The organism is Actinoplanes auranticolor, assembly GCF_018332655.1.
Taxonomy (GTDB): Bacteria; Actinomycetota; Actinomycetes; order Mycobacteriales; family Micromonosporaceae; genus Actinoplanes; species Actinoplanes auranticolor.
This window is the reverse complement of record NZ_BOQL01000024.1, coordinates 49,346-68,119: the sequence shown is the minus strand read 5'-3', so window position 1 is coordinate 68,119 and position 18,774 is coordinate 49,346. Positions and strand designations below refer to the sequence as shown.

Annotated in this window: 22 protein-coding genes and 2 tRNA genes; 12 read left to right on the top strand and 12 right to left on the bottom strand. The window is 74.1% G+C overall.

What is annotated here, in order from left to right; translation table 11 throughout:
- Positions 1-21 precede the first annotated feature (21 nt).
- Positions 22-1,329: a hypothetical protein gene (locus Aau02nite_RS14730; protein WP_212988973.1), complete on the bottom strand. Its 1,308-nt coding sequence runs from the start codon at positions 1,327-1,329 to the stop codon at positions 22-24.
- Positions 1,329-1,856 (bottom strand): SigE family RNA polymerase sigma factor, encoded by a 528-nt coding sequence (locus Aau02nite_RS14725; protein ID WP_212988972.1) that lies wholly within the window; start codon positions 1,854-1,856, stop codon positions 1,329-1,331. The genes Aau02nite_RS14730 and Aau02nite_RS14725 overlap by 1 nt, the downstream gene beginning before the upstream one ends.
- Before the next feature lie 101 nt (positions 1,857-1,957).
- Between Aau02nite_RS14725 and Aau02nite_RS14720 the strand changes: the two genes are divergently transcribed.
- Positions 1,958-2,524 carry a hypothetical protein gene (locus Aau02nite_RS14720; protein WP_212988971.1) on the top strand — a complete coding sequence of 189 codons (567 nt, stop codon included), beginning with the start codon at positions 1,958-1,960 and terminating at the stop codon, positions 2,522-2,524.
- Here the strand turns inward: Aau02nite_RS14720 and Aau02nite_RS14715 are convergent.
- Positions 2,484-2,843 (bottom strand): MerR family transcriptional regulator, encoded by a 360-nt coding sequence (locus tag Aau02nite_RS14715; protein ID WP_212988970.1) that lies wholly within the window; start codon positions 2,841-2,843, stop codon positions 2,484-2,486. The genes Aau02nite_RS14720 and Aau02nite_RS14715 overlap by 41 nt on opposite strands.
- A gap of 48 nt (positions 2,844-2,891) precedes the next feature.
- On the opposite strand from Aau02nite_RS14715, the gene Aau02nite_RS14710 reads away from it, so the two are divergent.
- Together Aau02nite_RS14710 and Aau02nite_RS14705 are read left to right on the top strand one after the other, a co-directional pair.
- Entirely contained in the window at positions 2,892-3,395 is a 504-nt protein-coding gene (locus tag Aau02nite_RS14710; protein ID WP_212988969.1) for a deaminase, read from the top strand.
- A complete protein-coding gene (locus Aau02nite_RS14705) occupies positions 3,392-4,297 on the top strand; it encodes a TIGR03619 family F420-dependent LLM class oxidoreductase (protein ID WP_212988968.1) in 906 nt (301 codons plus the stop codon). The genes Aau02nite_RS14710 and Aau02nite_RS14705 overlap by 4 nt, the downstream gene beginning before the upstream one ends.
- Before the next feature lie 27 nt (positions 4,298-4,324).
- Here Aau02nite_RS14705 and Aau02nite_RS14700 read toward each other — a convergent pair whose 3' ends face one another.
- From Aau02nite_RS14700 to Aau02nite_RS14675, 6 genes are all read right to left on the bottom strand, one after another.
- A complete protein-coding gene (locus Aau02nite_RS14700) occupies positions 4,325-4,582 on the bottom strand; it encodes a type B 50S ribosomal protein L31 (protein WP_212988967.1) in 258 nt (85 codons plus the stop codon).
- Between the two features lie 66 nt (positions 4,583-4,648).
- Complete coding sequence (locus Aau02nite_RS14695) at positions 4,649-5,785, bottom strand: leucine-rich repeat domain-containing protein (RefSeq protein ID WP_246595151.1); 1,137 nt, start codon at positions 5,783-5,785, stop codon at positions 4,649-4,651.
- On the bottom strand, positions 5,782-7,113 hold the full coding sequence (locus Aau02nite_RS14690; RefSeq protein WP_212988966.1) for an SDR family NAD(P)-dependent oxidoreductase: 1,332 nt from the start codon (positions 7,111-7,113) through the stop codon (positions 5,782-5,784). The genes Aau02nite_RS14695 and Aau02nite_RS14690 overlap by 4 nt, the downstream gene beginning before the upstream one ends.
- Before the next feature lie 22 nt (positions 7,114-7,135).
- A tRNA-Glu gene (locus tag Aau02nite_RS14685) sits at positions 7,136-7,208 on the bottom strand.
- A gap of 27 nt (positions 7,209-7,235) precedes the next feature.
- Positions 7,236-8,765 (bottom strand): ankyrin repeat domain-containing protein, encoded by a 1,530-nt coding sequence (locus tag Aau02nite_RS14680; protein WP_212988965.1) that lies wholly within the window; start codon positions 8,763-8,765, stop codon positions 7,236-7,238.
- Between the two features lie 36 nt (positions 8,766-8,801).
- Positions 8,802-8,875, bottom strand: a tRNA-Arg gene (locus Aau02nite_RS14675).
- 112 nt (positions 8,876-8,987) lie between these two features.
- Between Aau02nite_RS14675 and Aau02nite_RS14670 the strand changes: the two genes are divergently transcribed.
- Both Aau02nite_RS14670 and Aau02nite_RS14665 read left to right on the top strand, forming a co-directional pair.
- On the top strand, positions 8,988-9,191 hold the full coding sequence (locus Aau02nite_RS14670; RefSeq protein ID WP_246595150.1) for a hypothetical protein: 204 nt from the start codon (positions 8,988-8,990) through the stop codon (positions 9,189-9,191).
- A 55-nt stretch (positions 9,192-9,246) separates the two neighbouring features.
- Positions 9,247-9,543: a LysE family translocator gene (locus Aau02nite_RS14665; RefSeq protein WP_212989069.1), complete on the top strand. Its 297-nt coding sequence runs from the start codon at positions 9,247-9,249 to the stop codon at positions 9,541-9,543.
- Here Aau02nite_RS14665 and zwf read toward each other — a convergent pair.
- Entirely contained in the window at positions 9,532-10,923 is a 1,392-nt protein-coding gene (gene zwf / locus Aau02nite_RS14660; protein ID WP_212988964.1) for a glucose-6-phosphate dehydrogenase, read from the bottom strand. The genes Aau02nite_RS14665 and zwf overlap by 12 nt on opposite strands.
- Positions 10,924-11,126: 203 nt before the next feature.
- On the opposite strand from zwf, the gene Aau02nite_RS14655 reads away from it, so the two are divergent.
- Entirely contained in the window at positions 11,127-11,900 is a 774-nt protein-coding gene (locus Aau02nite_RS14655; RefSeq protein WP_212988963.1) for a hypothetical protein, read from the top strand.
- Positions 11,901-11,975: 75 nt separating this feature from the next.
- Here Aau02nite_RS14655 and Aau02nite_RS47365 read toward each other — a convergent pair whose 3' ends face one another.
- A complete protein-coding gene (locus Aau02nite_RS47365; RefSeq protein ID WP_281420987.1) occupies positions 11,976-12,107 on the bottom strand; it encodes a hypothetical protein in 132 nt (43 codons plus the stop codon).
- A 145-nt stretch (positions 12,108-12,252) separates the two neighbouring features.
- On the opposite strand from Aau02nite_RS47365, the gene Aau02nite_RS14650 reads away from it, so the two are divergent.
- The 6 genes from Aau02nite_RS14650 (at position 12,253) to Aau02nite_RS14625 (ending at position 17,671) form a co-directional block, all read left to right on the top strand.
- Positions 12,253-13,206: a GlxA family transcriptional regulator gene (locus tag Aau02nite_RS14650; protein WP_212988962.1), complete on the top strand. Its 954-nt coding sequence runs from the start codon at positions 12,253-12,255 to the stop codon at positions 13,204-13,206.
- A gap of 78 nt (positions 13,207-13,284) precedes the next feature.
- On the top strand, positions 13,285-13,590 hold the full coding sequence (locus Aau02nite_RS14645) for a hypothetical protein (protein WP_212988961.1): 306 nt from the start codon (positions 13,285-13,287) through the stop codon (positions 13,588-13,590).
- Between the two features lie 172 nt (positions 13,591-13,762).
- Positions 13,763-13,972, top strand: coding sequence for a hypothetical protein (locus Aau02nite_RS14640; protein ID WP_212988960.1), 210 nt, complete (start codon positions 13,763-13,765; stop codon positions 13,970-13,972).
- 83 nt (positions 13,973-14,055) lie between these two features.
- Positions 14,056-14,781: an RNA polymerase sigma factor gene (locus tag Aau02nite_RS14635; protein WP_212988959.1), complete on the top strand. Its 726-nt coding sequence runs from the start codon at positions 14,056-14,058 to the stop codon at positions 14,779-14,781.
- A complete protein-coding gene (locus tag Aau02nite_RS14630; protein WP_212988958.1) occupies positions 14,778-16,850 on the top strand; it encodes a bifunctional diguanylate cyclase/phosphodiesterase in 2,073 nt (690 codons plus the stop codon). Before Aau02nite_RS14635 ends, Aau02nite_RS14630 begins: the two co-directional genes overlap by 4 nt.
- 29 nt (positions 16,851-16,879) lie before the next feature.
- On the top strand, positions 16,880-17,671 hold the full coding sequence (locus Aau02nite_RS14625; protein WP_212989068.1) for an SAM-dependent methyltransferase: 792 nt from the start codon (positions 16,880-16,882) through the stop codon (positions 17,669-17,671).
- 28 nt (positions 17,672-17,699) lie between these two features.
- Here Aau02nite_RS14625 and Aau02nite_RS14620 read toward each other — a convergent pair whose 3' ends face one another.
- Positions 17,700-18,737: an LLM class flavin-dependent oxidoreductase gene (locus Aau02nite_RS14620; protein WP_212988957.1), complete on the bottom strand. Its 1,038-nt coding sequence runs from the start codon at positions 18,735-18,737 to the stop codon at positions 17,700-17,702.
- Between the last annotated feature and the right edge of the window lie 37 nt (positions 18,738-18,774).

Below are 18,774 nucleotides of genomic sequence, written 5' to 3'. Positions count from 1 at the left end.
GCACTCTGCACCATGCCTGGGTCACCGGCAGCGCCACACCACAGCCTGGATCGTGCCGGTCGCGTCGTCCGACTGGCCGCCGATGGTGCGGCCGTCGTCGCTCAGGGTGTTCGGGATGTTGGCCAGGCCGCCCGGCTCGTGCGCGGCCAGATCCGGCAGCACCACCGTCTTCCCGTCGGCTACGAGCACCGCGCGGCCCTGCTTGTCCGTGCCGACCTGCCAGCCGTGGGCGTTCGCCGTGTTGGCGCCGATGTCCAGGCCGTCGATCAGCCGCACCTCACCGGTGCGGACGTTCCAGCGGACAGCCGTCATGCGGTCCGGCGCCGTCTTCCCGCCCGCGCCAGTGGTCTTCGGGTAGGGCTTGCTCCCGTCGCGGCCGCCGCCGTCGGTGGCCACCCCCGTCGCCCAGCCGTTGCGGATGCTGAAGGCCCGGGCGGTGGCGGCCGGCTTCCCGCCGAAGTCCGGCATCGGCAGCTCGCGGTGGGTGCCGTCCGGGAACCAGACGTACGGCCGTTCGTTGTCGAGGGTGCCGACCGCGGTGCCGTCCTCGTCGATGTCCGTCGCCTGGGCCCGCGACGTGCCGGCGGGCACCGGCAGGCGGACCGCCTCGGCGGTCGCCGACCGCCACATCAGCGCGGCGTTGCCGGTGTCGTCGTCGCCCACGATGGCGCCGGCCTCGTTGATCGCCAGCGCCGATCCGCGCCGGACCCCCGCCAGCTTGGTCACCTTGCCGTCGCGGTAGGCGTACGGCACCGGGCCGCTGCCGGCGTAGCTCCACCCCACCGCGGTGCCCGACGAGTTGACGTCGCGCAGGGACTCCTCCAGGTCGCCCGGCAGCATCACCTTGCGGGCCCGGCCGTCGTGCCAGATGACCGCCTGGTAGCCGCCGGCCTCGGGGTACGAGCGGCCGACGAGGTAACGCCCGGTGGGATCGGCCCCGGAGACCAGGGCCATCGGTGCCCCGTCGGGCACGGGCAGCCGGTGCAGCGTGCAGCTCGTCGGCGGCGTGGCCGGAGGGGCGGTCCAGCCGGCCGCCCCCGGAATCGTGTACAGCGCCTTGGGCTTCATCGAAGCCGAAGCCGAAGCCGAAGCCGAAGCCGAAGCCGAGGTCGGGGCGGCCACGGTCGGCGGGGTTCCGGTCGTCGATCCGGCCGCGACCGACGCGCCGGCGACGGCGAGCGCGGTCACCGCCGCAGCGCCGGTGTAGCCCGCCGCCCGGCGGGTGCGGTGCCGGCGGCGCCCGTCGGCGATCGCGCGGTCGATGTCCACGGTGGACGGGGTACGCGGTTCGTCGTCGAGAGACCGCAGCAGATCGAAGTCGGACGGCATCATCGGCTCCTCAGTTCCTGGGTGGAAAAGCCCGTCAGTTCCCGCTCGCCGAGCAGGCGTCGCAGGGTGGTGAGTCCCCGGGAGGTGTGGCTCTTGACGGTGCCGGTGGAGCAGCCGAGGATCGCGGCCACCTCGTCGACCGGCAGGTCGTAGAAGAAGCGCAGCACCAGCACGGCCTGCTGCCGGCGGGGCAGCCGGGCCAGGGCGACCCGGACGACCTGGCGTTCCTCGATGCCGCCGGACCCGGTCACCGGCAGCGGTTCCGGTGGCTCGCGCAGCAGCCGGACCCGGGCCCAAGCCAGCCGCCGCTCGTCGACGAACGTGCGGACCAGCATGGTGCGCACGTAGCCGTCCAGGTGCGTCGCGGCGGACGCCCGCTGCCATTTCACGTACAGCGTGGTGATGGTCTGTTGCACCAGGTCGTCGGCGCGGTGCTCGTCGCCGGCCAGCAGGAACGCCAGCCGCCGCAGCGTTGGTATCCGCGCCGTGACGTAGTCGACGTACTCCGCTTGCGAACCGTCCCGCATCGTGCCGCCCTCCGTCGGGTCATCACCTCTCAGACGGGCGCGGAGGACCACCCGGTTGTCCGGTCACCGGAGGCGATCGTCTCCCGGGCACAATCGCTGACGTGGATGTGCCCGGACTCCTGCGCCAGGCGGCCGGCGAGCTGCCCGCCGGGCTGCCCCGGGCCGACCTCGACGGGTACCTGGCCGACCACGAGTGGGAGCTCGCCCTGGACGTGCTGCTCGACCGGGGCGACGACCATCCGGCGACCACGTCCTACTTCCAGATCCTCGAGGAGGCCGCGCACCTGATGGGGCTGGCCCGCAGCGCCGCCTGGTGCGCGTGGCGGCGTCGCGAGGTGCTGCACGGCGTCATCCGGGCCGAGCTGCGGCTGATCCCCGGCACCCGGAGCACGGCGATCCCGGGTGACGCCCGGGTGCGGCCCCTCTGGGACCTCGGTCTGGTCACGCCCGCCGGTGCGCCGGACCTCGCCGTCGCCCTGATCTGGGTCGAGTACGCCCAGGAGCTGCCGCCGGGCGGCGCCGGTCCGGTCCGGCTGGCGCCGCTGACCGCCGTACGCTGGCATCACCTCGAGCCCGGCGACCGGATCGCCATGCACGAGCGGGGCGCGACGACCGGCACGGCGACCATCACCGAGGTGGTGTTCCCGGCATCGCCAGATCGCCGATGACGGCATCGAGCGCGGCCACCGTCGCGGTCAGCTCGGTGATCTCGGCGACGATCCGTTCCCGCTCGGCGCGCAGCCGGTCGGTGAGCCACGGCGTCCGGATCGCCGGATCGCTCAGGCAGGGCAGCAGGTCGGACATCGTACGGCTGCCGATGCCCGCGTCGAAGAGCCGCCGGATCAGCAGCACCCGCTCGACCGCGGCCTCCGGGTACGTGCGCTGACCGCTGCCCGAGCGCACCGACGTCAGCAGACCCTGCTCCTCGTAGTAGCGGATCGAACGGGTGCTCGCGCCGGTCCGGGCCGACAGCTCACCGATCCGCATCACAACTCCCTTGCCCCTCACACCGATGTCAACTTCTAGTCTCATCGGATGACCACCGTTGATGTCAATGCGCTGATCGGCGTTCCGCTCGACGAGGGGGCGGCGCTGGCCCGTACCGTCGAACTGGCTCTGCACCAGGCGGCCACCGGCCGGCTGCCCTTCGCCGCGCTCGTCGTGCGCGGCGGCGTCGTGCTCGGCGGCGGCGCCAACACCGTCGTGGACGACCACGACCCGTCCGGGCACGGCGAGGTCGTCGCCGTCCGCGACGCCACCCGCCGGCTCGGCACGGCCGACCTGTCCGGCGCCGTCGTCTACTCCAGCTGCGAGCCGTGCGCGATCTGCCGGCTGGTCGCCGCGGCGGCCGGGATCGGCGAGATCGTGTACGCCGCGGACAAGTCCCTGGTCCCGGCGGCGATCGACGGCGACGCGGCGACCACGGCCCGGCTCATCGACGCCGTCACGGCGGTCCTGCCCGGCATCGCCCGCCCCGGGCACACCGACGCCGACGCCGCCGCCCCCTTCCGGATCTACGAGCAGGCGGTCGCCCGATGATCCGGTTCGGCGTGAACGTGCCCAACTTCGGGCCCGAATCCAGCTACGACGCGCTGCTCGGCTGGGCCCGCTTCGCCGAGGACGGCGGCTTCGACACCCTGGTGGTCTCCGACCATGTGGTGCTCACCCCGGAGGTCGCCGCGATCTATCCCGAGCCGTTCCACGACCCGTTCGTGCTGCTCGCCTGGCTGGCCGGGCAGACCTCGACCGTGCGGCTGGGCACCTCGGTGGTGCTGCTGCCGTACCGGCATCCGCTGCACACCGCCCGGATGAGCGCGATGCTGCACCTGATGAGCGGCGGCCGGTTCGTGCTCGGCGTCGGGGCCGGCTGGTCGGCCACCGAGTTCGCCGCGCTGGGCGCCGACCACACCCGGCGCGGCCCGGTCACCGACGAGTACCTGGAGATCATCACGGGCGCGTGGGCCGCGGCCCGGGTGGACGGGCCCGGATACGAGGGGGTGCAGACCGGGCCGCGGCCGCCGGAGGGCCGGGTGCCGGTCTGGGTCGGCGGAGCGTCGCGCCGGGCCGTCCGGCGCGCGGTCCGCTCGGGCAGCGCCTGGCATCCCATCAACCCCGACCTGGACTGGCTGCGGGACAAGGGGCTGCCGGCGTTGCGCCAGGAGGCGGCCGAGCAGGACCGGCCGGTGCCGGAGCTGGTCGTCCGGGTGAAGGCGCGGCTGCAGGCCGAACCGGCCGGACCCGGGCGTCCGGCCGGGGTCGGCACGCTGGACCAGGTCGTGGGGGACGTGCAGGCGCTGGCCGAGCTGGGCGCGAGCGAGGTGATCCTCGATCCCAACCCGGACGAGCCCCGCCCGCGGGACTACGCCGCCGAGCAGCGGCAGCTGGCCGAGATCAGGCAGGCGTACCGGGCCGGAGACGCAGAACCGGCGGCCACCCGGTGAGGGGTGCCGCCGGTATCCGGTGACGTGCTACTTGCCGCCGCGGGCCCGGGCGTACTTGGCGCGGAACTTCTCGACCCGGCCGGCGGTGTCGAGCAGCCGCTGCTTGCCGGTCCAGAACGGGTGGCTGCCGCTGGAGATGTCGACGTCGAGCACCGGGTAGGTCTTCCCGTCGCTCCACTCGACCGTCTTGTCGCTGGTCGCCGTGGACCGGGTCAGGAACGAGTAGTCGGCGCTGCGGTCGCGGTAGACGACGTAACCGTAGGTGGGGTGGATACCGGTCTTCATGTCTCAGTCCTCCCAGTGGATCCAGCGGGTAGAACGCAGGGGGAGGCCGGTTATTCCACGTCCGGACTACCGGTAGACGCTCGCGATGGCCCGGACGTCGGCGTGCGGCACCGGCGCCGGCTGCCCCGCGAGCAGCTCCGCCGCCTTACGCCGCTGCCGGCGCGGCACCCCGCCGTTGAGCCCCAGGTACGCCAGCGTCGGATGCCCCTGCACCGCCGCCACCAGCCGCCGGGCGCCACGCCCGCCGATCTCCGTCCGCCGCAGGTCCAGCCGCTGCAACCGGGCCCCGGCGAGGGCGTCGGCCAGCGCGTACGCGCCCTCGTCGCCGACCACGTTGCCGTGCGCGCCCAGCGAGCGTTCCGACGGCGGCCGGGCCAGGTCGAGCGCCGTCCAGGCGCCCAGGTGCCGGGCCAGCGCCGCCGTCCCGGCCGGGCTCAGGCCGTTGCCGCCCAGCCCGAGGGTCAGCGCCACCCCGTCCGCGAGCTCGGCCAGCGCCGCCGCCCCGGCGTCACCGAGGTGATTCGCGGCCAGGTAGATCTCGTGCACCCCGGCCTCGTGGATCAGCGTGCCGAGCGCCGGGACGACGTCCGGCCCGAAGCCGTTGCCGCCCAGGTAGAGCCGCTGCAACCGGGCGGGGCGGGCGGCGAGGGCGGCGGCCAGCACTCGCAGGCCGCGGCCGGTCATGCCGACGTTGACCAGGTCGAGCGTACGGATCGTGGTGTTGGTGGTCAGTGCCGCGGCCAGCCGGGCCACGCCCTCGTCACCGACCGGGTTCCGCTTGAGCCAGAGCGCCCGCACGGTGTCGTCCTGAGCCAGCCGGGTGGCGATCGCGTCCACGCCGTCCGGGTCGATCAGGTTGCAGCCGAGGTAGAGCGTCTCGACGTGGTGGCCGGGCCGCAGAGCGCCGGCGACCGCGCGGGCGCCGTCGGGACCGAGGCCGTTGGTGCCGAGCAGCAGGTGGCGTACCAGCGGCGAGCCGACGGCCGCCGCGAGGATCCGGGCTGTCTGCGCCGGGCCGAGGCCCTGCTTGCAGAGGTCGAGCCGGCCGTCGGGCTGGACCGTCCCGCGCGGGAACTCCTCCGGCTGTGCGACCGCCGCGGTGTCGGCGAGCCGGGCGAGCAGGGGAGTGAAGTCCCCGGGATCGGCCAGGCCGGTGCCCGGGTCCGTGATGGCCGGGCAGCGCACCGGGGTCGCGTCGCTCACCAGGGCACACTCCGGTAGTCCTTGAGGAACTGGCCGCTCACCGGGGTGCCGCGCACCCCGCGCACGATCGGGTCGTAGACCCGGGCGGCGCCGTCCACGACGTCCAGCGGGGGACGGAAGCCGGCCTCCCGCACGGTCACCTTGGCCGGGTGCGGGCGCTCGTCGGTGACCCAGCCGGTGTCCACGCTGTTCATGTGGATGCCGTCCCGCACGTAATCTGCGGCCACCGTGCGGACCAGCATGTTCAGCGACGCCTTGGCCATGTTGGTGTGCGGGTGCCGCACGGTCTTGCCCCGCCGCGAGAAGCTGCCCTCCATCGCCGACACCTGCACGACGTGCCGCTGCGGCTGCCGGGCGGCGGCCAGCAGCGGGCGCAGCCGCGAGGTCAGCAGGAACGGCGCGAACGCGTTCACGACGTGCACCTGCAGCCACTCGTGCGGGCTGACGTCACCGTCGTGCAGCACCCAGGAGTTGACCGCGCGCAGGTCCAGCTGCTGGCCGGTCTCGTCACGGTGCCCGGCCGGGAACAGCGGGTCGCCCGTGGCCACCGGCACGCTCGGGTCGCCGGCGGTGATCGCGATGCGGGCGGCCGGTCCGGACAGGGCCGCGGTCTCGGCCTCGCGCACCTCACCGTGGTACGCCTCCGGCCGGTACAGCGTCTGCGCGGCGTTGTTGACCAGGATGTCCAGCCCGGCGAAGCGCCGCCCGGCCAGCGCGACGAACTCCAGGGTGGCGTTCAGGTCCAGCAGGTCCAGCTCGTGCACCGACAGCCGGTGGCCCCAGGACGCGAAGTCGGGCACGGCGGCGTACCGGCGGGCGGCGTCGCGGGGGAAGCGGGTGGTGACGACGACCTCGGCGCCGTCGCGCAGCAGCTTCAGCGCGGTGTGGAAGCCGATCTTGACCCGCCCGCCGGTGACGATCGCGGTACGCCCGGACAGGTCGCAGCGGGCGTGCCGGCGGACCCTGTTCTCCTCCGCGCACGGCGGGCAGAGCAGGTGATAGTCGGCGTCGACCGCCCGGTACGCCGACTTGCAGACGTAGCACCGGCGCTCACGCCGCAGGGTGCCGGCGGGGGTGGGCGCGGCCGGGGAGGGGCTGGGCAGCACCGGCGGGATCTCGGTGTGGAAGCGGGTGGCCGCCGCCAGCACCGCCCGGTCCGCGGCCCGGGTCTCCCCGACGCGGCGAGCCTTGGCGCGGCGCTTCACATCGCGGGCGGCGGCGGTGACGGCGCGTTCCAGCTCCAGCCGGGTGGCGTCGTCCAGCCCCGGGTCGCCGAGCCGCGAGAGCACGGACAGGCACACGGCCAGCTCCGTACGGTCGACCGACACTGCGCCCTCCTGTGGCCGGGGGCGAGACCGACCGGAATCGAACCGGCGTCCCCCCGCTTGAGAGGCGGGTGCGTCGACCTCTGCGCTACGGCCTCGCCGCGCGGAAGCATAACCAACCGCCGCTACGGGCCGCGTACCTCGGCCAGCACCCGCGCCGGGATCCGTCCCTGCTGGTCACGGGAATCCGGGTCGGCACCCGCGGCGATCAGCGCCGCCATCGTGGCCTCGGCGCACGACTCGGCCGCGGCGTGCAGCGCCGTACGCCCCTCGTGGTCGCGGTCCTCGAGCGACAGCCCCGCGCCCAGCAGCACCGGCAGCAGCCGGGCGTGGTCCAGGTGGGCGAGCCAGTGCAGCAGCGTGCCGCCGCCCGGGCCGCGCAGGCCGGGGTCGAGACCGTCCGCCAGCCGCGCGAGCAGCCCGTCGGTGTCGCCGTGCAGGGCCAGGGCGAAGAGCGCCTGCCGGTCCCGGCGGACGTCCTTGGGCATCGGCCGGACGCCGGTGCGCCAGCCCCGGACCGCGGCCGCGCAGCCGTGCATGGGCTCGTCCGGAGCGGCGTCGCCGTGGTGCGGGGTGCGCAGGTGCCCGCCGGTGGCGACGACCGTGTGCCACTCGGTGCCGCAGCGGACCTGGATCAGCTCCGGCACGTGCGGGACCTGCGCCCGCCACTGCTGGACGCGATCGGGGAACAGCGCCTCGTGCACCAGCGGATGCAGCTCGTCCGGGCCGAGGTCACCGAAGCGCAGCAGGCTCACCTCGGCCGGGGCGGGCACGTCGAACATCCAGGGACCGGAGTCGGCGCGGGAGTAGTCCTGCCGGCGCACGGTGAACCGCGAGATGCCGACGAGGCCCCATTGCGCCCGGAAGCGCTCCTGCTCGTACCGGCGGGTCAGCCGGAGCAGCTCGGCCCGGGCGACCGGCAGGGCCCGGCCCATCCGGGCCAGCAGCTTGGGCAGCTCCGGGCCGTAGTGGCGGGTCGGGGTCGTGTCGACCTCGAAGCCCGCGACCTCGAAGGCCTCGACCGGCCGCCCGGCGACCAGCGCCGCGGCGATCCGCTCGATCTCACCCGTGCGGTCCGCCGCCTGCTCCGGGGGCGTCACGGTGCCCTGGGGGTACGGCGACCCGTCGGCGAAGTGCCACGGCAGGCGGTCCGGGCCGGCGCCGTACACCCAGCGCCGGTCGGCGACGGCGTCGGCGCGCCAGGTCCACTCCGGCATGTCGTGGAAGTGGGTGGGCAGCTTGTGCAGCACCTGCAGGGTGAGGCCCTGCCGGACGACCTGCCAGCTCTGCGGCTGGGTGGCGACCAGCACCGGGCCGTGCCGGCGGGAGCCCTCCCGGGCGCCGCGGCAGGGCTCGTCGAAGCGGGACAGCACCACGGCGGCCCGCGGCACCAGCCGGCCCTCCGAGCGGGGCAGGAACCGGCGCAGCAGTTCGGGGGCGAAGCCGAGGAGCTCGGCCTCGATCCGCTCGGCGTGCCCGGCGCCGTAGGCCGAGGCCACCTTCCGCAGGTCGAGATCCACGTCGACGAGCGCGGCCGCGCAGGCTCCCCGCCAGTCGCCGGCGAGCCGCCGCTCGGTGGCCGCGGCGATCATCGCGGGCGGCGCGCAGAGGTTCAGCTCGCGCCGGTACCGCAGGCGTTCCCGTCGCCGCTCCACGCCGATCTCTCCCGTCGCCCGCCCGCCTGCCGCAGGTGGCGGACCGGCCGGAATCGAACCGGCGTCCTCCGCATCCGCAGTGCGGCGCGACGACCTCTGCGCTACGGCCCGCCGCCGCAGGACTCTAGCGGCAGCACGACCGCGCTGTCGCCCGACTCGATCCGCCTGTTCGGCGCCGAGCCGCTGGCCGCCCTGATCGCAGCCCATCCGCAGGTCGTCGCCGTGCTGACCGGACACGCGCACACCGCGGCGGTGAGCACCTTCGCGGGCCGGCCGTTGCTGGTGGTGCCCGGGGTCATCTCCACGCTGCGGATGCCCTGGAAGGGCCCGAGCCCGCTCGCCACCCGCAGCCAGCCGCCCGGCGTGGCCTTCCACGTCCACGACGACACCGGCCGGCTCACCACCCACTACCGCGTCGTGATCTGAGCCGTGCGCGACGGTCCGCCGCCGGGAACCGCCGCCCCGGCCGCGGCGCGTCGGCCTGCGCCACCCGTACAGCCAGGCGCTGCTCGGCAACGTGCTCAATCCGAAGGTCGCCGCCGTCTACCTGACCCTCGCGCCGCAGTTCCCGGTGCCAGAGCGCCCGGTGCGGGCGCCGATGATCGTCCTGGTCACCGCGCACGCGCTGTTCATCGTCCGCTGGCTCGGCGCCTGGGTCGCCGTCTCGTCGGCCGGTGCGCGCTTGCTGCGCACCGACCGGGCCCGGCGGGTGATCAACCGGGTCGGCGGCGCGATCCTCGTGGCGCTCGACCTCCGCTCGGCGGCCTCACTGACCTGACAGCCACCGGTACGGCGCCGCCAGCTTCTTGGCCGCCGGCGGTCCCCACGAGCCCTGCGGGTACTTCGCCAGCCGGGGCGGCGTGTCCAGGACCGGCTGCACCGCCCGCCACGCCGCCGACAGTCCGTCGGGCCGGGTGAACAATGACCGGTCGCCGAGCAGCACGTCGTGGATCAGCCGCACGTACGGCGGCAGCGGCTCGGCGTCCGGCAGCTCGGCCAGCGGCAGCTTGATGGTCGCCGGCTCGACCCGCAGCTCGGTGCCCGGCTTCTTGGCCAGCAGCCGCAGCTCGATCTGCCCGTCACCGGACAGCGCGAAGGTCAGCGCGTTCGCCTGGGCCGGCAGCCCCGGCAGCGGCCGGTCGGGGGTCCGCAGCACGATGGTGACCCGCTGCTCGCTCGCGGCCATCCGCTTGCCGGTGCGCAGCAGGAACGGCACGCCCTTCCAGCGCGCGTTGTCGATCCACAGCTTGGCGGCGACGAAGGTGTCGGTCTTCGACCGGCGATCGATGCCCTCGATGTCGCGGTAGCCGTCGAACTGGCCCAGCACCACCTCGGCCGGGTCCAGCGGCCGGAACGAGCGGATCACCCGTTCCCGGGCGGACTGCAGGTCGCCGGCGGCGAGACTGGCCGGCGGCTCCATGGCGACCTCGGCGGCGACCTGGAACAGGTGGGTGACGAGCATGTCGAGCACGGCGCCGGTCGCGTCGTAGAAGCCGGCCCGGTCGTCCACCCCGAGGTCCTCCGGCACGTCGATCTGCACGCTCTCGATGTGCTCGCGGTTCCACATCGCCGCGAACAGCTCGTTGGCGAAGCGCAGCACGTGCAGGTTCTGCGTGGCCTCCTTGCCGAGGAAGTGGTCGATCCGGTAGACCTGCGACTCGTCCAGCACGCTGTGCACGGTCCGGTTGAGCGACCGGAAGTCGCGCGGCGAGGTGCCGAACGGCTTCTCGTAGACCACCCGAGCCCCCTCGGCCAGGCCGTGCCGGCCGAGCGCCCGGGTCAGCTCGGGGAAGGTCTGCGGCGGCACGGCCAGGTAGTGCACGAGCTCCGCCTTCGGGCCCAGCTTCCTGCGGGCGCCGTCGATCACGTCGAGCAGGCTGCCGGGGGAGTCGGTGGAGAAGCCGCCGCCGGCGAAGAGCAGCCGCCGCTCGAACTCGCGCCACGGGCCCTTGTCCGGGTGCGGTCCGAACTCGACCAGCACGTCGTGCACGTGCTTGCGGAAGTCCTCGTGGGCGACGTCGCCGCGCCCGTTGCCCACCAGCACCCAGTCGGCGGGCAGCAGCCCCTCGATGGCCAGGGTGTAGAAGGCGGGCAGCACCATCCGCTTCGCCAGGTCGCCGGTGGCCCCGAACAGTACGAACACGGTCTTCGTCGCCATGGTCTGAGCATTCACCGTTCGGGGCCCGGCTAATCGCGGATCGGCGTATCGCGGGTGTGACGCCGGACGCGTGCGCAGATTGTGCCGAAAAAAGTCGCCGATATTTTGAACCGGCTGAATTCGCCGAAGATCTGAACCCGATCGCGGTGCGGTCGCGTACTTGCTGCCGGAACGACATTGATGTCCGACGACGAGGAGTGCTGATGAGACTGCGACAGCGACGACGCATCGGAACCGGCAGGACCGGGATCAACCGTAAGGCGATCGGCGGCGCGGTCATCGCTGGCGTGCTGGTGGTGGGCGGTGTCACCGGACTGCAGCTGGCCTCGGCGGGCGAGCAGGCGCAGGCGTCGGAGATCGTGGTGGTCGACGGCCAGGACTTCGACGTCGCCGGCTGCGAGAAGCTGGAAATCAACGTGGGCGCCGTTGTCTGTGACGGCGAACCATTGGCGCCGGAGGAAGAGATCGGTGCCGCCGAGGCGGCCGCCGCATCGGCGCAGGCGCTCGAGGATTCATGCGACCAGTTCGCGATCGATCAGGCCGCGGCCGATTCCGAAGCCGCCGGCGCCGCCGAGGACGACGCTGCCGAAGAGGGCGCCGCCGGGGACGAGGCCGCTCCGGCCGAGATGTCCAAGAAGGCCAAGAAGGCCGTGGCCAAGAAGTACGCCAAGGGCATGGGCGAGGAGAAGGCAGCCGGCAAGAAGAAGGGCGCCGCCGCTGAGGAAGGCGCTGCCGAAGAGGGCGCTGCCGAGGAGGGTGCCGGCGCCGAGGAGCTCGACGCCGCTGTCACGGACGCTCGTGCGGCTCTGCTGGTCGCCTGCCTGGACCTCTCCGCCGCCAAGGCCGCCGCGGGCGAGGCCGCCGGTGACGCGGGTGCCGGCGAGGAGGCCGGTGCCGGGGACGAAGCCGGTGCCGAGGAGCAGCAGGGCGCTGAGGAGCAGGGCGCCGAGGAGCAGGGCGCCGAGAAGAAGAACTGACGTCTGAGCACCGAACGGCTACCGGCCCGTTCCGCGGTCATCCCGCGGGCGGGCCGGTGCCGTCACTGCCGAGTTTCAAAATCTGTCCGGCGTACGCACACCGTCGGTGGTGGGCTTCCAGTCGCCGCTGTCCCGGCTGTCGAAGGTGAGCCCGGCGCCCGAGGCGATGGCGATGGCGACGAAGAAGAGGAGGATGGCGATTCCCATGACGTTCACACCCTTGTTCCGGCGGTTCGTTTGCCGGTGCGCACCGGGTTGCTTGTTACCAGCATGGACCCGCGCCGGAGTCCCGGACAGTGGCAGGGATGCCATACATCTTCAAAATCCTGCCAGTGCGCCGTAGGCTGTCCGCATGTTGCGCAGTGTCGCTGTGATCGCCCTTCCCGACGTGGCCGTCTTCGAGCTCGGCGTGCTCTGTGAGCTGTTCGGCTACGACCGCACCGCCGAGGGACTGCCGAGCTACGAGTTCGCCGTCTGCAGCGTCGACGGCGCTCCGGTCCGTACCCATGCCGGCTTCTCCATCTCGCCCGCCCACGACCTGGGCCCGGCCGACCAGGCCGACCTGGTCGCGGTCGTGCCCGGCACCAACGACCGGGAACCGCCGGCCGCGGTCCTCGACGCACTGCGCCGCGCCCACGCCCGCGGCGCCTGGGTGATGAGCGTCTGTACCGGCGCGTTCACGCTCGGCGCGGCCGGGTTGCTCGACGACCGCCGCTGCACCACCCACTGGCGCCACGCCGACGCGCTGGCCGCCCGCTTCCCGCTGGCCAAGGTCGACCCGGACGTGCTGTACGTGGCCGACGGCAACATCGTCACCAGCGCCGGCACGGCCTCGGCGGTCGACTGCGGCCTGCACCTGATCCGCGAGGAACAGGGCTCGGCGGTGGCGACCCAGCTCGCCCGCCGGATGGTCGTGCCGCCGCACCGCGACGGTGGCCAGGCCCAGTTCATCGAGACGCCGGTGCAGCCGATCGACTGCGAGACGTTGCAGCCCCTGCTCACCCACGTACTGGCGACCCTGGACCAGCCGCACACGGTGGACACCCTGGCGGCGCAGGCCCACATGGCACCGCGCACCTTCGCCCGCAAGTTCCGGGCCGAGACCGGCGCGACCCCGCACGACTGGCTCACCGGCCAGCGCGTGCTGCTGGCCCGCCGGCTGCTGGAGGAGTCCGACCTGGGCGTCGACACGATCGCGGTCCGGGCCGGCTTCGGCAGCGCCGCGACCCTGCGGCACCACTTCGGACACCGGCTGGACACGACCCCGCAGGCATACCGGTCGATGTTCCGCACTCGCACCCACTGACCCGCCGCGGCCACCGGCCGTGGTGGCGGCCCGGACGGTGATCGGCACTCGATACCATGACCCCCGCATCGGAGGTGCATGGTGACGGACGCGACGCGGTCGCTGCGGTGGTACGGCGGGCTCGCCGTGCTCTTCTTCGGCATCGGGCCGGCGGTGATGCTCACGCTGCTCGTCGTGCAGGGCCGGACCCCCGGCTCGGTCGGGGTGCTGCTCATCTTCGGCATCCCGCTGGTGCTGCTGGCCCTGGTCATCGCCGGGCTCGGGCTGACCGGCTCCGATCCCGAGCTGACCAGCCGCCGGATGCACCTGGCCATGGCCCTGGTCGCCGGGGCCGACGTGCTCATGCTCGGCGGCAACGCGATCATCCGGATGATCGCCGAATGATCTTCCGCGGGCCCTGCCGCTGGGGCCCGCGCTGCGCGACCGGCTGGGCCGGCCGCGGAGCATCGCCGGCAGCCCGCGCTCGCGGGCCGGGTTCGCCGGTACGCCCGCCGTCGTCGAACAGCTCGTCGGAGGCGCCGGCGCGGCCGGCCGCTTCGACCGGGAACTGACCGCGTTGCGCCTGGCCGGGGCCGCCGGCCCGGCTGTCGTGCCCGAGGTGCTCGCCGCCGTGCCGGTGCTCGAACATCGTCGGGGCACCATGACCGCGCGCGAACGGGTCACCTACCGGCTCGGGGTGGCGGCCGCCGCGGCTGACGGGCGCACCGACCTCGCGGCCACCGTCCGGCTCTGCCCGGCGATGCGGGAGGCCCGCGCCCGCCGCTGAAAAGAATCTTGATCGTCGATGTCACGCCGACCGGCTCCCACGGACCTAACTAGGTGGGAGTTCAACGGCGAACGGAGACATCGGTGCCCGACGCGCACGGCACGCACGACACGCCCGACGTGGAGAGTGCGACAGCGCCACCGCTGATTCCGGAGCCGCCGCCCGCCGCGCAGATCGAGGAGTTCTTCCGGCGCTACTGGGCGGGCCTCGTACGCAGCCTGATGCGCGAGGGCGCCGACCGCTGGGAGGCCCAGGACGCCGTTGCCGAGGCGATCCGGGAGGCGCTGCGCCGCTGGCCGGAGCTGACCCACCCGGTCGCCTGGGTGCGGACCGCGGCCCGGTCGCACTGGCTGAAACAGCGGCGCAGCGCCGGGCGCGGCGACCTTGAGGTGCTGGTCGCCGACCTCGGCGAGCTAGGCACCGGCCGCGCCGACCCCGAACTGGTGGCCTACGAGCTGCAGGAGTGGTTCGCGGGCGTGCTGGCCCAGCTGCCGCCGGCCCGGCGGGAGGCGCTGGAGCTCTCGGCCGAGGGCCTGACCCCGACGGAGATCGCCCGGCAGGTGGGCAAGACGCCGGAGGCGGTCCGGACGGCACTGAAGCTGGGCCGCAAGCAGGCGGTGGCGATGTGGCAGGCGGTGCCGGCGCAGCGCGGCCACACATCCGAACCCGTCGCCGAGCCGCAGCCGGCTGAGCCTCGGTCCGGCGAGGGTTCACCCGGCGAGGGCCGGTCCGCCGCGGCCGGGCCGGGCGGGTCGCAGCCAGATTCCGGGAGCGGGCCCCGGCCCGAGCCCGAGGGAGGCCGGTCATGACGCCGCACGACGATCCGTTCCCGCCGGACGAGGGCGGGCTGACCCACGCGATGATGATCGCCGCGCTCAACCAGATCCTCGCCGAGTGCGGCTACGACCCGGTGCCCGAGGAGGACGAGCCGGCCCCGGCCGACGCGCCCGCGGACCGGCTGATCGAGGACGCCCGCCACCGCGCCGACGGCATCGTCGCCGCCGCCCTGGAGACCGCGGTGCAGTACACGGATGCCGCCCTCGATCAGGCCGCCCGCACGGTGCTCAGCGCCCGCCGTACCCTCGCGCCGCTGCCGGCCGCCGCCGGCCCGCTGGAGCCGGCGCGGCAGCCGGTCCCCGGCGCCCGCGGCCAGAGCCTGGGCGACATGTGGTTCGCCGCCGCGGCGGCCGCGGGGGTCTACCTGCCGATCGCCGAGGACGCCGCGACCCGCACACTCGAGGCGTACGCGAACTGCCTGCGCGTCGCCACCCAGGCGAGCCCGCCGGATCTCGAAGCGGCCTACCAGGTGGGGGTGGAGGTCGTCGCCCTGGGTGTCAGCCGGCCCGAGGCGTTGCCGGCCAGCATGACGCTGTTGCTCGACCACCTCAGCGACGGCGACTCCGTGCCCCGCCCGGCCCGCCAGGTCGCGGGCGCGTTCGCCGCCGGATTCGCCGCCGCTGTCCAGGCCCGCACTCTGGCCCAGCAGGAGTCGCTGCACCGCGCCACCCAGCGGGCCGCCCGCGAGTTCCAGTCCGCCCTGCAGCACAGCGAGGCCCGCTACCACCGGCTCGCCTACTACGACCCGGTGACCGGGCTGGCCAACAAGGCCTGTCTCGGGCAGCGCCTGCGGCAGTCCGCGAACGGCGACGACCCGGCCCGGCACGTCGGGCTCTGCCTCATCGACCTGGGCGGCCTGGTCGCGGTGGGCGAGCAGTTCGGTGCCGACGCCGCCGACCACGTGCTCACCGAGGTGGCCCGCCGGCTGCAGCGGGTCGCCCGGCACCCGGACTACCTGCTGGCCCGGCACAGCGCGCACACCTTCGCGCTGCTGGTGCAGGACAGCGGGGGCCTGGCCCATCTCGCCGAGCTGGCCGAGCGGCTCACCCGGGAGCTGGCCGAGCCGGCCTCGCTGCCCGGGACCGGGCTGACCGCCCCGCTGCACGCCGCGGTCGGGGTCGTCGACGTGCCGACCGCGGGTCTCGACGTCACCCGGGTCCTGCTCGACGCCGAGATCGCGCTGCGCCAGGCCCGGGCCGGCACCACCGGCTGGGCCGCGTACGACCCGCTGCCCGCCGGTCCCGGCCGGTCCCGCACCGCCACCGGCGTCTCCGGTCTGGTCACCGGCCCGCCGTCCTACCAGCCGGTGGTACGGCTGGGCACCGGCCTGGTCGCCGGGCTGCACGCCCGGATGGCCTGGCGGCACCCGCACCTGGGCACCCTCGACCTCACCCGGATCGGCCAGCTCACCGGCGACCGCGACACCACCACCCGGCTCGCCGGGTCCTTCCTGCGGCAGGCCTGCCGGCAGGCGATGACCTGGGACGGCGGCCGCAAGGGCCCGTTCATCGGCCTGGAGCTGCCGGTGCACCAGATCGGCTATCCCGACATCGCCGACCTGGTGCGGGAGGCGCTCGCGGACAGCGGCCTGCCGCCGCGGCGGCTGCACCTGCACCTGTCCGGACTGGACGCCGTGCCGGCCGGCGAGCACAGCCACACCGTGCTGACCGCGCTGGCGGCGCTCGGCGTCCGGCTCGAGCTGGACGACTTCGGCACCGGGCACAGCAGCCTGCCGTACCTGCGGGAGCTTCCGCTGTACGGCCTGCGGACGCCGGCGGGTCTGCTGCGGTCCCCGGCCACCGGGCCCGACGCCGACCGCGACCTGCTGACCGGGATGGCGCGGGTCGCGCACGCGCTCGGGCTCACCCTGACCGTGCACGGCGTGGACGACGAGGGCGTCCAGGCCCGGCTGGCCGGGACGGGCGTCGACGGCGCCCAGGGGCTGCGGTACGGCCCGCCGACGACCCCGCACCAGGTGCCCGCACTGCTGCGCGGGCCGGCCCCGCTGGCCGCCGTCGTCGACCGAAGGGTGGCCTCATGACCGACCACAGTGGAGTAGGCTTCCTCGGCATGGGGAACGCGGACGCGGACTATTCCAGCCGGCCCAGCAGCGCCCGGATCTACGACGCCCTGCTCGGCGGCAACCACAACTTCGCGGCCGACCGTGAGGCGGCCAAACGGCTGCTGGCGATGATCCCCGCGGCGGGCGAGATGGCCCGGGCCAACCGCGCGTTCCTCAACCGGGCCGTGCAGTTCATGCTGGACGCGGGGGTGCGGCAGTTCCTCGACATCGGCAGCGGCATCCCGACGGTCGGCAACGTGCACGAGATCGCCCAGCGCCGGGTCGAGGACGCCCGGGTGGTCTACATCGACATCGACCCGGTCGCGGTCGCGCACGCCGGCGAGATCCTGCGGGACAACCGGTTCGCCACCGCGGTGCAGGCCGACATGCGTTTCCCCGAGGCGATTCTGGCCCATGCCGGCGTGCGCCGGCTGCTCGACCAGCAGGAGCCGATCGGGCTGCTGCTGGTCGCGATGCTGCACTTCGTGCCGGACGACGACGCCTACCCGGCGGTCGAGCGGCTGCTGGCGAGCCTGCCGCCGGGGTCGTACGTGGCGATCTCGCACGGCGTCTCGGAGACCGCGGCCGACGCGGCCGGGGACGGCGTCGCCGACCTCTACCGGCGGACGGACGTGTCGACGGCCACCGGCCGCACCCGGTCGCAGATCAAACGCTTCTTCGGCGACACGGAGCTGGTGCCGCCCGGACTGGTCTGGGTGCACGAGTGGCCGGCCGGCCCGCAGGGCGACGGCGATCCAGGCGACATGGCGGTGGTCGCCGCGATCGGCCGCAAATCCTGACCCCGGCCCGCACTCCGGCCGCCCGGCCTCAGTCCTCGTTCTCCAGCAGCTCGCGCACCCGGGGGATGACCTCGGTGCCGTAGAGGTGGACCGCCGTCATCATCGCCTCGTGCGGCAGCGTGCCGGCCGAGTACTTCAGGTCGAAGCGCTGCACGTCGAGCACGCTCACCGTGCGGGCGATCTTGCGGGCCACGGTGTCCGGCGAGCCGACGTGCCAGGCGCCCTCGGCGATGTCGGCCTCGAAGCGTTCCCGGGTCAGTGGCGGCCAGCCCCGTTCGGCGCCGATCCGGGTGATCGACGCCCGGGCGTGCGGCCACAGGGTCTCGACGGCCTCCTCGTCGGTGGCGGCGATGAAGCCGGGCGCGTGCACCGCGATCGGCAGCGGCTCGCGCTCGTACTGGTCCAGGGCCCGGTGGTACAGCTCCACGTAGGGCGCGAAGCGGGCCGGGTCACCGCCGATGATCGCCAGCACCAGCGGGAAGCCGTAGCGGGCGGCGCGGACCACCGACTCCGGGCTGCCGCCCACGCCGACCCACGTGGTGATCCGTCCCGAGGCGGTCTTCGGGTACACCTGCTGGCCTTCCAGCGGCGGACGGACGGTGCCGTGCCAGGTCACCGCGTCCTCGCGGAGCAGCTCGGCCATCAGGTCGGCCTTCTCGGCGAAGAGCCGGTCGTAGTCGTCCAGGTCGTAGCCGAACAGCGGGAACGACTCGGTGAACGAACCGCGGCCCAGGGTGATCTCGGCCCGCCCGTTGGACACCGCGTCGAGGGTGGCGAACCGTTCGTAGACGCGGACCGGGTCGTCGGAGCTGAGCACCGTCACCGCGGTGCCGAGCCGGATCCGCCGGGTCCGGCTGGCGATGGCCGCCAGCACGATCTCCGGTGCCGAGACCGCAAAGTCGTCGCGGTGGTGCTCGCCGAGCCCGAACGCGTCCACCCCCACCTCGTCGGCCAGCACCGCCTGCTCGACGACATTGCGGATGACCTGCGCATACGACAGCGGCTCACCGTCCGGGCCGACGGTGACGTCGCCGAACGTGTCCAGTCCGAACTCCACGGGCAGCATGTGTCGATCATGCCTCACCGTCGCCGGGGCACCGCGC